Origin of the sequence: Frigidibacter sp., from assembly GCF_030695035.1 — a bacterium.
Taxonomy (GTDB): domain Bacteria; phylum Pseudomonadota; class Alphaproteobacteria; order Rhodobacterales; family Rhodobacteraceae; genus Frigidibacter.
Genome location: NZ_JAUYTT010000020.1, coordinates 89848 through 102362 on the forward strand (window position 1 = coordinate 89848; position 12515 = coordinate 102362).

Annotated in this window: 12 protein-coding genes; 8 read left to right on the forward strand and 4 right to left on the reverse strand. The window is 65.8% G+C overall.

Annotation, left to right across the window (positions count from 1 at the left end; all coding sequences use genetic code 11):
- The first annotated feature begins 2 nt into the window (after positions 1-2).
- The 5 genes from Q8S30_RS17965 to Q8S30_RS17985 all read left to right on the forward strand — a co-directional run bounded on the left by Q8S30_RS17965 (position 3) and on the right by Q8S30_RS17985 (position 5150).
- A complete protein-coding gene (locus Q8S30_RS17965) occupies positions 3-935 on the forward strand; it encodes a 3-hydroxyacyl-CoA dehydrogenase family protein (protein ID WP_305667393.1) in 933 nt (310 codons plus the stop codon).
- A gap of 208 nt (positions 936-1143) precedes the next feature.
- Entirely contained in the window at positions 1144-2076 is a 933-nt protein-coding gene (locus Q8S30_RS17970; RefSeq protein WP_305667394.1) for a 3-keto-5-aminohexanoate cleavage protein, read from the forward strand.
- A gap of 81 nt (positions 2077-2157) precedes the next feature.
- Positions 2158-3219, forward strand: coding sequence for a C4-dicarboxylate TRAP transporter substrate-binding protein (locus tag Q8S30_RS17975; RefSeq protein WP_305667395.1), 1062 nt, complete (start codon positions 2158-2160; stop codon positions 3217-3219).
- Between the two features lie 72 nt (positions 3220-3291).
- Positions 3292-3840 carry a TRAP transporter small permease subunit gene (locus Q8S30_RS17980; RefSeq protein WP_305667396.1) on the forward strand — a complete coding sequence of 183 codons (549 nt, stop codon included), beginning with the start codon at positions 3292-3294 and terminating at the stop codon, positions 3838-3840.
- Positions 3840-5150: a TRAP transporter large permease gene (locus tag Q8S30_RS17985; RefSeq protein ID WP_305667397.1), complete on the forward strand. Its 1311-nt coding sequence runs from the start codon at positions 3840-3842 to the stop codon at positions 5148-5150. The genes Q8S30_RS17980 and Q8S30_RS17985 overlap by 1 nt, the downstream gene beginning before the upstream one ends.
- A 281-nt stretch (positions 5151-5431) precedes the next feature.
- Here Q8S30_RS17985 and Q8S30_RS17990 read toward each other — a convergent pair whose 3' ends face one another.
- From Q8S30_RS17990 to fabG, 3 genes are read right to left on the reverse strand one after another with little or no spacing between them, the layout of a single operon-like run.
- Positions 5432-6703, reverse strand: coding sequence for a D-arabinono-1,4-lactone oxidase (locus Q8S30_RS17990; RefSeq protein ID WP_305667398.1), 1272 nt, complete (start codon positions 6701-6703; stop codon positions 5432-5434).
- 17 nt (positions 6704-6720) lie between these two features.
- Positions 6721-7488 (reverse strand): SDR family NAD(P)-dependent oxidoreductase, encoded by a 768-nt coding sequence (locus Q8S30_RS17995; RefSeq protein ID WP_305667399.1) that lies wholly within the window; start codon positions 7486-7488, stop codon positions 6721-6723.
- A gap of 42 nt (positions 7489-7530) precedes the next feature.
- A complete protein-coding gene (gene fabG / locus Q8S30_RS18000; RefSeq protein WP_305667400.1) occupies positions 7531-8310 on the reverse strand; it encodes a 3-oxoacyl-ACP reductase FabG in 780 nt (259 codons plus the stop codon).
- Between the two features lie 151 nt (positions 8311-8461).
- Here fabG and Q8S30_RS18005 point away from each other — a divergent pair, with 151 nt between their 5' ends.
- From Q8S30_RS18005 to Q8S30_RS18015, 3 genes are all read left to right on the forward strand, one after another.
- On the forward strand, positions 8462-9460 hold the full coding sequence (locus Q8S30_RS18005) for a phosphotransferase enzyme family protein (protein ID WP_305667401.1): 999 nt from the start codon (positions 8462-8464) through the stop codon (positions 9458-9460).
- On the forward strand, positions 9457-10785 hold the full coding sequence (locus Q8S30_RS18010; RefSeq protein ID WP_305667402.1) for an aspartate aminotransferase family protein: 1329 nt from the start codon (positions 9457-9459) through the stop codon (positions 10783-10785). Before Q8S30_RS18005 ends, Q8S30_RS18010 begins: the two co-directional genes overlap by 4 nt.
- 130 nt (positions 10786-10915) lie before the next feature.
- Positions 10916-11146: a hypothetical protein gene (locus Q8S30_RS18015; RefSeq protein WP_305667403.1), complete on the forward strand. Its 231-nt coding sequence runs from the start codon at positions 10916-10918 to the stop codon at positions 11144-11146.
- Positions 11147-11468: 322 nt separating this feature from the next.
- Here the strand turns inward: Q8S30_RS18015 and Q8S30_RS18020 are convergent, their stop codons facing one another.
- A complete protein-coding gene (locus Q8S30_RS18020; protein WP_305667404.1) occupies positions 11469-12275 on the reverse strand; it encodes a phosphodiesterase in 807 nt (268 codons plus the stop codon).
- Between the last annotated feature and the right edge of the window lie 240 nt (positions 12276-12515).

Genomic DNA, 12515 nt, shown 5'->3' on the forward strand with positions numbered 1-12515 from the left:
GCATGACAAAGAACCTTCAGATCGCCGTGATCGGTGCTGGCCTGATGGGCCATGGCATCGCCCTGACCCTGGCGCGGGCTGGGCAGTATGTCACCCTGACAGACCCGCAGGCTGCCGCCCGCGCCTCGGTCTCTGGCCGGATCGGGGACAGTCTGCGCCTGATGGGCGAGACTGAGGGCAGCATCGCCAAGGTGCTGAAGCGGATCGAGATCTGCGACACCATCCCCGGCGCGGTGCGAAATGCCGACTTCGTGTTCGAGGCGGCGCCCGAGAAGATGGCGCTGAAACAGGCGATCTTCGCCGAGATCGAGGCCCATGCCCCGGCAGAGGCGATCCTCGCCTCCAACACCTCGGTGATGCCGATCACCGAGATCATGTCGGGGCTACAGACCAAGGCGCGGGCGCTCGGGACGCATTGGTGGAACCCGCCGCACCTGATCCCGCTGGTCGAGGTGATCCGCACTGCGGATACCTCGGAAGATACGCTCACCCGTATGATGGAGCTTCTGGCCGATGCCGGGAAAACCCCCGTCCGCGTGGAAAAGGATGTTCCGGGCTTCATCGGCAACCGTCTGCAACACGCGCTGTGGCGCGAGGCCGTCAGCCTTGTCGAGCGCGGGATTTGCGACGCGGAGTCTGTCGATACCGTCGTGAAGTCCTGTTTCGGGCGGCGGCTGGCCGTGCTTGGCCCGCTGGAGAATGCCGATCTGGTGGGCACTGACCTGACGCTCGACATCCACAACACCGTGCTGGCCGATCTGGAGCATCGCCCCGGCCCGTCGCCCTATCTGCAGCAGCTGGTGGCCGAGGGAAAGCTGGGCATGAAAACCGGCGAGGGCTTCCGGCACTGGACACCGCAGCAGGCGCAGGACGTGCGCGAAAACGTGGCGCGCCATCTGATCCGCCTGGAGGGGATCCTTCCAGGCAAAGACTGACGTATCGGCCGGTTTGGGAGAGCCGGACTGACCATAAGGGGGAGCCTGACATGACAACCTTGTCAAACCGTCGCCCATTCCGGGCCGGTGCCGATGCGCTGGCGTGGGTGTCGCGTTCACGCGCGCCGGGTCGTGACCAATCCCCCCTTTCCCACCGCGTGACCGGGCGTCCCGGTCCCAAACCCGCCCCGATCAAGGACTGATAGACATGGCCAAGCGCCCCAAGACGATCATCACCTGCGCCATCACCGGCGCGATCCATACGCCCACCATGTCGGATGCGCTGCCCTTCACGCCGGACGATATCGCCGGGCAGGCCATCGCCGCGGCCGAGGCGGGCGCCTCGATCCTGCATCTTCATGCCCGCCGCCCCGAAGATGGCGGCGTGTCCATCGACCCGGATCATTTCGCCGCCTTCCTTCCCCGCATCAAGCAGGCGACGGGCGCGGTGGTGAACATCTCGACCGGCGGCAGCCTGCTGACGACGATCGAGGACCGCATCGCTCCCGCGTTGCGCTTCTCGCCCGAGATGTGCAGCCTGAACATGGGCTCGATGAACTTCAGCTTTCATCCGCTGGCCAAGCGCTATGACACGTGGAAATTCGACTGGGAAAAGGCCTATGTCGAAAATTCCGACAGTTACATCTTCCGCAACACCTTCCGCGACATCGGCACGGTTGCCGCAGCGTTGGCGCCCCATGACATCAAGTTCGAGCACGAATGCTATGATGTCGGCCACCTTTATAACCTGCGCTTTTGCATGGATATTGGCCTGTTCAAAGCGCCGGTGTTCATCCAGTTCATCTTTGGCATCCTTGGCGGGATCGGCCCCGAGGTGGACAACCTGATCTTCATGAAACGCACCGCGGACCGGCTGTTCGGCGATGATTATCGCTGGTCGGTGCTGGGGGCGGGCGGCGCGCAGATGGGGCTGGCCACGACGGCAAGCCAGATGGGCGGGAATGTGCGGGTGGGGCTGGAGGACAGCCTGTTCCTCAGCCGCGGCAAGCTGGCCACCAGCAACGCCGCTCAGGTCGCCAAGATCCGCCGCATTGTCGAGGATCTGGGCTGCGAGGTCGCCTCGCCCGATGAAGCGCGCGAGATCCTCGGCCTCAAGGGGGGCGACCGCGTGGCCTTCTGACATCGGGGAAACAGACACCCCGTCGCCGGGCAGGCGGCGACGGGGCCCGTACGGCAAACCTGTCATAGGGAGGGAGATATTATGAATATTCTGACGAAAGCCGCCGCTGGCGGTGTCTTGGGACTTGCAGTGCTTGCAGCGCCTGCCAGTGCCGAAACCATCCGCCTGACCGTCGTCTCGGGCTATGCGCCCACCGCAGGCTGGGTCAAGCAATTCGAAGAGGTCTTTGTGCCGCAAGTGGACAAGCGCCTGGCCGAAACCGGCAATCATGAGATCCGCTGGAACCTGGCCTGGGGGACGATTGCGAAACCGGCCGGAGAGTTCGAGGCCATCGAGACCGGGCTTGGCGATATCGGCATCATCCAGACGGTGTTTCACCCCGACAAGGTGCCGATGTACAACATCGCCTATGTCACCCCGTTCGTGTCGGCCGATATCGCCCAGATCACCGCCGTGGTGAACGGTCTGGCCAAGGTGGAACCGTCCATGACTGAGGTTTGGGCCAAATATGATCAGCACATGCTGACCACGCTGGCCGGGGTCGACAACTATCAGCTGCTGCTGAAAGACCCGATCACCAGCCCCGCCGATCTGCAGGGCCGCAAGCTGTGCGGCGCCGGACTGAACCTGCGCTATGTGGAAGGGCAGGGCGTTGTCGGCGTACCCTCGCCGCTGTCGGATTGGTACAATAATATCCGCTCGGGTATCTGCGACGGAACGGTCGTGTGGCCCGAGGCGATCGTGAACTTCAAGCTCTACGAGGTGGCACCCTATCTGGTCGATGTCAGTTTCGGCGGTGTGAACTCCATGGCGCTGACGGTGAACGCAGACCGCTGGGAGGCCCTGCCGGAGGAGGTTCAGACGGTGCTGACTGAGGTGGCCGATGAATACCGCTTGGCGCTGGCGAACTATGCAATGGACCGGTCGGTGCAAAGCGTGGAAACGTTCAAGGCCAATGGCGGCACCGTGATCGAGATGGACACTCCTGCCCGCCAGGCCTGGGCGCAGGGCATCCCGCCGATTGCTACGGAATGGGCCGACAGCCTCGAGGCGCAGGGCGTTCCCGGCAAGGCAATCCTTGCGAACTACCTGTCGGGCATGACGGCAGCGGGGGCCACCCCCTTGCGTGACTGGACCGAGTGACCCGTGCCATTGCCGGGCCGCCTCCGCGCGCCCGGCAATGCGCCTTTCCTCTTGTGACAGGACTGTCCGATCATGGATATGCAACCCGGTGCCGAGAGCACCGACGAACCGGGCGGCCTCGCCCCCGGACTTCTGTGCCGTGTGGCCCGGCTTCTTTCGATTGCGGGGGCCATCATGGTCCTCGCGCTGGTGCTGCTCATCGATGCTGATATCGGCAGCCGATTCTTCTTCAACCGCCCCCTGAACGGTGTCGCGGAACTGGTGGAGCTGACCATCGTGGCGCTGGTATTCTTGCAGCTGCCGATGGCCGTGGCAGATGGCGGCATGGTGCGATCAGGTGAGCTGTTGCGGGTCTTGTCCGCGCGGGTGCCGCGTCTGGGGCAGGGGCTGACCGTGCTCTTCGAACTGGCCGGGGTCATCGTGCTGGGGGTGCTGGCGGCGGGGCTGCTGCCCAAATTGGCCGAGGCCTGGACTGATAGCCTCTACAAGGGCCAGCCCGGGATGTTCACCGCCCCTATCTGGCCCGTCACTGCCATTTGCCTGATCGGCTGCGCCCTTGGCGTCGCGATCTATGCAGGATCGGCCGTCCGGCGGCTGATCCGTGCCCCGGAGGGCCGCTGATGGATCCCGCTATCGTTGTCGGCCTGACGTCGGTCATCGGCATTCTGCTGCTGGTGTATCTGGGAATGCATGTTGCCATCGCGCTTGCGCTGGTGTCGGGGCTGGCGCTTCTGGCGCATAGCGGCTCGCTGATCCTGCCGGTGCGTCTGGCTGTTCTCGCAGCGACCGATGGCGTTTCAAGCTATTCCTTCGGGGTAGTGCCGCTGTTCATCTTGATGGGCATCCTTGTCGGCCATGCCGATCTGGGGCGCGATGCCTTCAGGGTGGCACATGCCGCGGTCGGGCGCATCCGCGGCGGGCTTGGCATCGCCACGGTGCTGGCCAATGCGGTCTTTGCCGCGATCACCGGCATCTCCATCGCCTCGGCGGCGATCTTCTCGCGGGTTGCCGTCCCGGAAATGCGCCGCTTTGGCTATAGCAAGCAGTTCGCGACCGGGGTCGTTGCCGGCAGCTCGATCCTTGGGATGCTGATGCCGCCAAGCGTGCTGCTGATCGTCTATGCCATTGTCGCGCAGCAATCCGTGGCCGCCATGTTTCGTGCCGCCATCCTTCCGGCGATCCTGCTGGCGACCCTGTTCTCTGTCGGCATCCTGATCATGACCCGCCTGACTCCGGGCTTCGTGCAGCCCGGTTTCAACCCGGCCGCCGAGAGGGGCCCGAAACTGGGGGCCTGGCAGTCTATGTCGCTGTCCGGACCGATCCTGCTGCTGATCGTCATGGTGATGGGCGGCATCTACGGCGGGGTCTTCACCCCGACAGAGGCCGGCGCGGCGGGCGCAACCCTGGCGCTGCTGATCGTCATCGCCAAGCGCCGGTTTTCGGTTGCGATGCTCTGGGCCTCGCTGGTGGAAAGCGGGCGGCTGACCGCCTCAATCCTGTTCCTGATCATCTGCGCCACGATGTACAGCCGGATGCTGGGCGTGACCGGTCTTCCCTACATGCTGACCGAATGGCTGCGCGAGATCGAGGTGGGGTTCGTGCAGCTGATGATCCTCTACTGCGTGCTGATGATCCTGCTGGGGATGATCCTCGATTCCACCTCGACCATGCTGATCCTGATCCCGATCTTCCTGCCGACGGCACTGGCCTTCGGGGCAGATCCGGTCTGGTTCGGGATCATTACCGTTTTGGGCGCGGAAATCGGGCTTCTGACGCCGCCCCTGGGAATCAGCGTCTTTGTGGTGAAGGACGCGATCCGCGACCCGGACACGACCTTGGGCGACATCTTCAGGGGCGCCTTCCCCTTCGCGGCGATGATGGCGCTGATGCTGGCGCTGCTGGTGATGTTTCCGGGGTTGACCCGCTGGTAGCTGCGGACGCGGCGCCGCACAGATCGGGGCCAAGCACCTGATGGCCGCGTCGCCTGCCTTGGCGATGGGGTCCTCAATCGAGGCGGCACGCTGCATGTCGGTCTGCGCATGATCTCCGTGCCGAGGAACTGCTTCAGCCCGTTGCGTCCGGCGGCGCTGTTTCGGGCGCTGTTGGGCAGCTACGATCAGGCGTCGCGCGGCAGCCTCGCTGTGGGGCCTGCGGAGATCTCAGCGACAAAAATCCGGTTGCAGCCCGCGGGCCCGCTTGCCGCCCCGGGGGCTCAGCGGAACAGCTGGCTCAGGTGGTCATTCAGATAGAAGCCCTGCGGATCCAGCTTGCGGCGCAGCGTGCGGAAGTCCTGCGCATGCGGATAGATCGCGTCCACATCCTCGCCGGTCAGGAAATGCAGCTTGCCCCAATGCGGACGGGCACCATAGCCGCGCAGGATCTTGTCGACCGCACGCAGGTAGTCCCAGTAGTCCTTGCCCGGCTCGCCCGAGACCGAAACGGTCACGCTGTCCTGCCGGTGGAAGGGGCTCATCCACGCCTCGTCGTCGGCGGTGAAGCGGTATTCGATGGGAAAGATCGCCTCGGGGAATTGTTCGAGCATGATCTTGCGGACCGCCCGCACCGCATCCTTGCCGTGCTGGCGCGGCACGGCATATTCCAGCTCGTGGAAGTTCGGGATGTACTCGATGGGATAGACATCCGAGCTGTAGGCGACCTTCTCGAACTCCCCCTCGAACGGCGCCTCATCCGTGATGTCCATCACCTTCATCTCGCACACATCGCTGGTGCGCCCGGTCTTCGAAGTGGCAGAGGTGTCGGGCAGGCAATAGCAGTGGCGGCTCTCCTCATACGGGCACCAGAAGAAGCTGAAATGCCGGTGCTTTTCGGCCAGCTCGTCATGCATCTCCATCGCGGATTCAAAATCCTCGCGCCAGATGCGCTCCTTCAGGCGGTAGCTGTCCGTCACCTGCAGCGTCATTTCGGAAATGGCGCCGAGGGTGCCCAGAGAGACGCGCCCGGCCAGCAGCAGATCGGGTGTGGTTTCGTCCACGACAAGGATTGAGCCATCCGGCTGCACCAGCTTCATCCCGACGATGCAATCGGCCAGAACCGGCAAGGCGCCGCCGGTGCCGTGGGTGCCGGTGGTGAAGGCCCCGGCGATGGCCTGGCTGTCGATGTCGCCCTGGTTCAGCATCGACAGCCCCTCGGCCTTCAGCACCTTCACCAGCTCGTTGATCGTGGTCCCGGCGGCGGCCGTCACCCGGCGCTTTTCGTGGTCGACATGGCGGACGCCCTTCATCCCCGACAGCGTGAGGTGCAGGCCGCTGGTCAGCGCCACCGGCGTGAAGCTGTGGCCCGATCCCGCGACGCGCACGTTCAGCCCCTTGCCCGTCGCCGCCGCGATCATGGCGCAAAGCTCATCCTCACTTTGCGGCGCGCCGCGGGCCGCACGCACGCAAGACTGATTGCCCACCCAGTTGCGCCAATGGGCATGGTCGATGCCGAAGTCGTTGACCTGCATGTTATGCGACGAAACCGTCATGGCGGAGCCCCCTTAAATCACATGGCCGTATAGGCATTGTCGGCAAACAGATGCGCGCCGTTGACGAAGCTGGCCTCGTCGCTCGCCAGGAACAGCGCCGCCGAAGCAACCTCCTCGGGGCGGCAGAGGCGCCCCTGCGCGGTGGCGATGGCGGCCTCGGATACGTCGACGCCGTGCTTTTGCAGCAGCTCGATTTCCCGCAGCCCATGCGCGGTGGCGATGAAGCCGGGGCAGGTCGCGTTCGACCGGATGCCCCGGTCCCGGAATTCCACCGCGATGGCGCGGGCGAACATGTGGCAGGCGCCCTTCGAGGTGCAGTAGAGCACCTCCATCGGCGTGCCGACAACGCCCGAGATCGACGAGGTGCAGACGATGGAGCCGCCCCCGGCCGCGATCATGCCCGGCAGCACCGCCTTGGTGACAAGGAACATGCTTTTCACGTTCACCGCCATGATGCGGTCCCACTCGTCCTCGGACGTCTCGAGGAAGGGCAGCGCGGCGAGGATCCCGGCATGGTTCATCAGCACCGTGATCGGGCCAAAGGCCGCCTCCACCTTGGCGACCGCCGCGATGACCTGCGCAGCGTCCGACACATCGGCTGGCGCAAAGACCGCCTCATGCCCCTCGGCCCGCAGCCGTTCGGCCAAGGCGGCGCCCTCGCTGCGGGGCAGGTCCACGATGCCGACCCGCGCGCCTTCGCGGGCGAAGAGTTCAGAGGCGGCGCGCCCGCAGCCCCCGGCCCCGCCGGTGATCAGGGCGGTCTTTCCTTCAAGGCGTCTGGACAACTCTCCCTCCTGTGCTGCGGCTACTCGAACCCAATCCGGCCCTCAGATCCCTGCGAGCGATTCAAGGCTTTCGGGCAGGATCTGCCCCCCATCGACAACGATCTGCTGGCCGGTGATGTAGCCCGCCTCGTCCGAGGCGAAGAACAGCGCGGCATTGCCGATATCTTCAACGGCACCGAGGCGCCCCAGCGGGATCGACGCGGCCATGCTTGCCAGATAGTCCTCGCCAAGCCCCTGCAGCCCTTCGGTAATAATGTTGCCGGGCATCACCGCGTTGATCGTGGTGTTGTAGCGCGCCAGCTCCATCGCCGCGGTCTTCAGGAAGCCCAGTTGCCCGGCCTTGGAGGCGCCGTAATGCGCCCAACCCGGATAGCCCGTCACCGGCCCGGTGATCGAGGAGGTGACGATGACCCGGCCCTTGCCGGCCGCCTCGAAGGCAGGAATGCAGGCCTTCACGCACAGGAACGTGCTCTTGAGGTTGGTGGACATCACGCCATCCCAATCCTCGGGCGTCATGTCGACGATCTTGACCTGCGGGAAGATCCCGGCATTGGCGCACAGGATATCGACGCCGCCATGGGCTGCCGTCGCCGCGGCGACGAGGCGCTGCACCTCCTGCCAGTCCGACACGTCGCACAGGTGGAAGGCGGCGATGCCGCCCGCGGCGCGGATTGCCTCAACGGCCGCGTTCGCCGCGGCCTCGCCCCGTGCGGCGATCATCACCTTGGCGCCTTGCGCCGCAAAGACCCGCGCGATGCCAAGACCGATGCCCTTGGACCCGCCGGTCACGATCACGCTGCGCCCGCTGATGGATGTCAGCATTCCAGTCTCCCTGTTGCCGGTCATGCGGCGCCTCGTGCCGGGCGCCTTTGCGACAGGATCACGCGCGCGCGGCAATCGCGCAAGGCCCGTGTTGCAAGTGCAGCAATCGGTTTCTAGGCTGCGGTAACGGGCGGGCACGGGAGGGACGGCGATGGGTCTCTATCAAGGCGATCTGGTGGAACGGTTGCGGGCCGGGGCGCAGTCGCTCGCCCCGCATTGGGGCCTGTCGCCGCAAACGCAGGTGCGGCTGCTGACCCTGTCCGAGAATGCGACCTTCCGCGCCGATGATCCGGCCCGCGATGCGCCGTTGATCTTGCGCGTTCATCGCCCCGGCTATCATACCGAGGCCGAGATCGCGTCAGAACTGGCATGGATCGCGGCGCTGCGGCAGGCCGGGGCAGTCACCGCACCAGCCCCGCTGCCGCTGCAGTCCGGCGAGATGATCGCAAGGTTTGAGGAGGGCGGCGATCTGCGCCATGTGGTGGCCTTCGAGTTCATGCCCGGATCAGAGCCCGATCCGGCGGGCGATCTTGCCGCGGGGTTCCGCCAGCTTGGCGCGGTCAGCGCCCGGCTGCATGGCCATGCCCGCGGGTGGCAGCCGCCCGCGGGCTTCACCCGCAAGACGTGGGATTTCGACAGCGCCTTTGGCCCCGCGCCGCTCTGGGGCGACTGGCGCGCCGCGCCGGGCCTGACGGCAGACAGCGCCGCGGTGCTGTCCGCGCTGGCGGCGCGGCTGCAGCGCGAGCTTGCCGCCTATGGCAGCGGCGCCGACCGCTTCGGTCTGGTGCATGCGGATCTGCGGCTTGCCAACCTGCTGGCCGCCGATGACCAGCTGGCAGTGATCGATTTCGACGACTGCGGCTTGTCATGGTTCGCCTATGATTTCGCCGCCGCGATCAGCTTTCTGGAAACCTCGCCGATGATCCCGGCCTTGCAGGTCGCCTGGCTGGAGGGTTATCGCGAGGTCGCTGCCTTCGGAGCAGAGCACGAGGCAATGCTGCCGGCGCTGATCCTGTTCCGGCGGCTGCTGCTGACCGCGTGGATTGGCAGCCATGCGGAAACCGAAACCGCGCAAGAGGCCGGCCTTGGCGCCTATACCGAAGGCACCGCGGAACTGGCAGAGCGCTATCTGGCAGAGCCGCGCCCATGACCGACACCCCCGCCATCCGCCAGATCCTCGACATGAACGCCTTCGACGCCAGCGCTGCAGCGGATGCCGCGCCGGCGGTGCGCCGCAGGCTGGGCAATGTCGGTGCAGCCTCGGTCCTGTTCTACCGCGACCCGATCGAGATGGTGTCGGCCAGCGGTTGCTGGATGACGGACGCGGCCGGGCGGCGCTATCTGGATTTTTACAACAACGTCCCCTCGGTCGGACACAGCCACCCCGCGGTCGTGCGCGCCGTAGCTGACCAGATCGCGCGGCTGAACACCAATACGCGCTATGTGGTGGCGGTGGTCGATGACTATCTGGATGCGCTGAAGGCCCGGCTGCCGGCCGATCTGTCGAACGTGGTGATGACCTGCTCGGGCAGCGAGGCCAACGATCTGGCCCTGCGCATCGCCCGCGCGGTCACGGGGAGGCAGGGTTTTGTCGTCACCACGAACGCCTATCACGGCAATACCGATCTGGTGACGGGGGTGTCGCCCTCGGCGCTGAAACGCGGCGGGCTGCCGGCGCATGTGGTGGCGATTGCGCCGCCGGGTGCAACGCCGGATGCCGAAGCAGGCTTTCTGGCGGCGCTGGAGGCTGCGATGGCCGAACTGGGTGCGCGGGGTTTCGGCACGGCGGCCTTCCTCTGTGACGCGATCTTTTCCAGCGACGGGATCCATGAGGGGCCGCCGGGCTTTCTGGCCCGCGCGGCTGATCTGGTGCGGGCGCGCGGCGGGCTCTTCATCGCCGACGAGGTGCAGCCCGGCTTCGGGCGCACCGGCGCCGCCTTCTGGGGCTTTGCGCGCCATGGCGCTGCGCCCGATATCGTGACCATGGGCAAGCCGATGGGCAACGGCTTTCCGATGGCGGCGATGGCGACCCGGCCCGACTACCTGGCCGCCTTCTGCGCCGATACCGGCTATTTCAACACCTTCGGCGGCAACCCGGTCGCGGCGGCTGCCGGCGCGGCGGTGCTGCGGGTGATCGAGGAAGAGGCCCTGCAGCACAATGCCAGTGTCACGGGCCAGCACCTGCTGGCCGAGATCCGGGCGCTGGCCGCCGCCCGCCCGCAGATCGCGACGGTGCGCGGCGCGGGCCTGTTCATTGGCGTCGACATTGGCGCCGAAGGCGCGCCAGACCCGGACCTGACTCTGCGGGTCATCGACGCGATGCGCAGCCGCGGTGTGCTGATCGGTGCGGCGGGGCTGCATGGTGCAACGCTCAAGCTGCGCCCACCACTTTGCCTGAGCCACGCCGAGGCTGACCTGTTCGTCACCGCGCTGGACGACGCGATGGGCATGGCCGCGGCCCGGCCATACGTCTGACGCTTGAGGAACTTCAGGCGATGGATCGGGCCCTCGGTCTGGCCATTCGACCCCCGCTCGCCCAGTCGAAACCCACCTGGTCGACCCCCCAGTCCAGCAAGCGGACCCATATGAACAGCGCAGGCATTCAATGAAGCAGACCTATGTCGCTATCCAGAAACTGGATGATCTTGCCAAGCACCTCCGGCTCAATCGTGGTTTCGATACGCCGGTATTCGCTTGGGGCGCCACTTTGACTGCGCTGGAACAAGTGGTTGAGGCCTTCGAAAATGACCACCTCCAATGGCGCGGCCAGCGGGCGCACTCTGCCTGCCACTGCTGTTTTCAATTTGCGCCTGCGCTGCCCCAGCCCCGGACGTGACCCAATCAACCCGGGGGCCGATGGTCGTCTTTGAAGCAGGTCTCGGGGATACCGCCGCGGTCTGGAACACGGTCCGACTACCCCCGGACCTGGGACGCTTTGCCTGGACGCGTGCTGGATACGGCCTGGGACCGTCGCTCTTGGCAGGGCAGAACCTACACCACGCCCTGGGACAGCATCCGCAGTCGCAGCAACACAGCTTGCCAACGGAATTTGCCTCCTGTCGTCAAAGCCTGTTGGCGACAGCAAAGTGCTACCAACCTCGCTTGATGTCAGCGAGACACCTTTGGCTGGCATCAAATGACGAGCGGGAGGGCTCCGGTTACAATGGCTGGCCGGTGTCGTAGGAGATGGCCGGGCCGAACTCGCCGATGAGCTGGCGGTGCGAGGTCAGCCCTTGCCCCTCGATCCACAGATGCAGATCGAAGGCCGGCGGTTCGAGCACGAAGGCCGAGGGCGCGTCGGGGCGCAGGTCGAGCGGAAGCTGATGCGCCACGGCAGGCGCGATCGAGGCAATCGTGCCGCCCCAGCCGACGACGACCGGGCGATGGACATGGCCGCACAGGACCCGGATTACCTGGGGATGCCGGGCGATCACCGCTTCCAGCGCGGCGCCACCGGCACAGTTGATCGGGTCCATATGGCCGATGCCCGTCAGAAAGGGCGGATGGTGCATGAACACCACCGTGGGTCGGTCCGGCGCGGCCGAAAGCTGCCGGTCCAGCCAGTCCCGCCGCTCGGCGCAGATTAGGCCCAGGCTGAACTCGGCCTCGTCGAGCGTGTCGAGGCCGATCAGGCGCAGCGGGAACTCCTCGATCACCTGATGCAGGAACCCGGCGTCGGGCAGGATCTCGGCAAAGGCTGCGCGCATTGCCTCGCGGCGATCATGATTGCCTGGGATCACGGCAAGCGGCATCTCCAGCGGGGCCAGCAGGCGGCGGATATAGTCGTATTCTGCCGGCGTGCCGCGGTCGGCCAGATCGCCGGTGAACAGCACGATATCGGGGCGCGGGGTCAGGGCATTGAGCGCAGCCACAGCCCGCACCAGCGCGGCGCCAGTGTCGAGTCGGTCATAGAAGAGCTCTCCTTCAGGGCCGACATGGGCATCCGTGATCTGGGCGATGAGCATGTGGCTGGTCCTTGCGCGGTTGATCCCCGCAGCAGGTCGCATCGCAAGGTGACATGCGAATGACGGTCATCGGGGGCACGGGCAGGCCTCCCGTGACAAGGAAACTTCATTCAGCCGTCATCGCTCTGTGACAGGGCAGTCCTAGATCGGGCGCACCAAAGGTTTTCTGGAAACACGTCGCGGCGAAAAGCGGGCGAACGCAAGGATTTCTGCGGTTTCGGGTGTGCGGCGCCATGACGT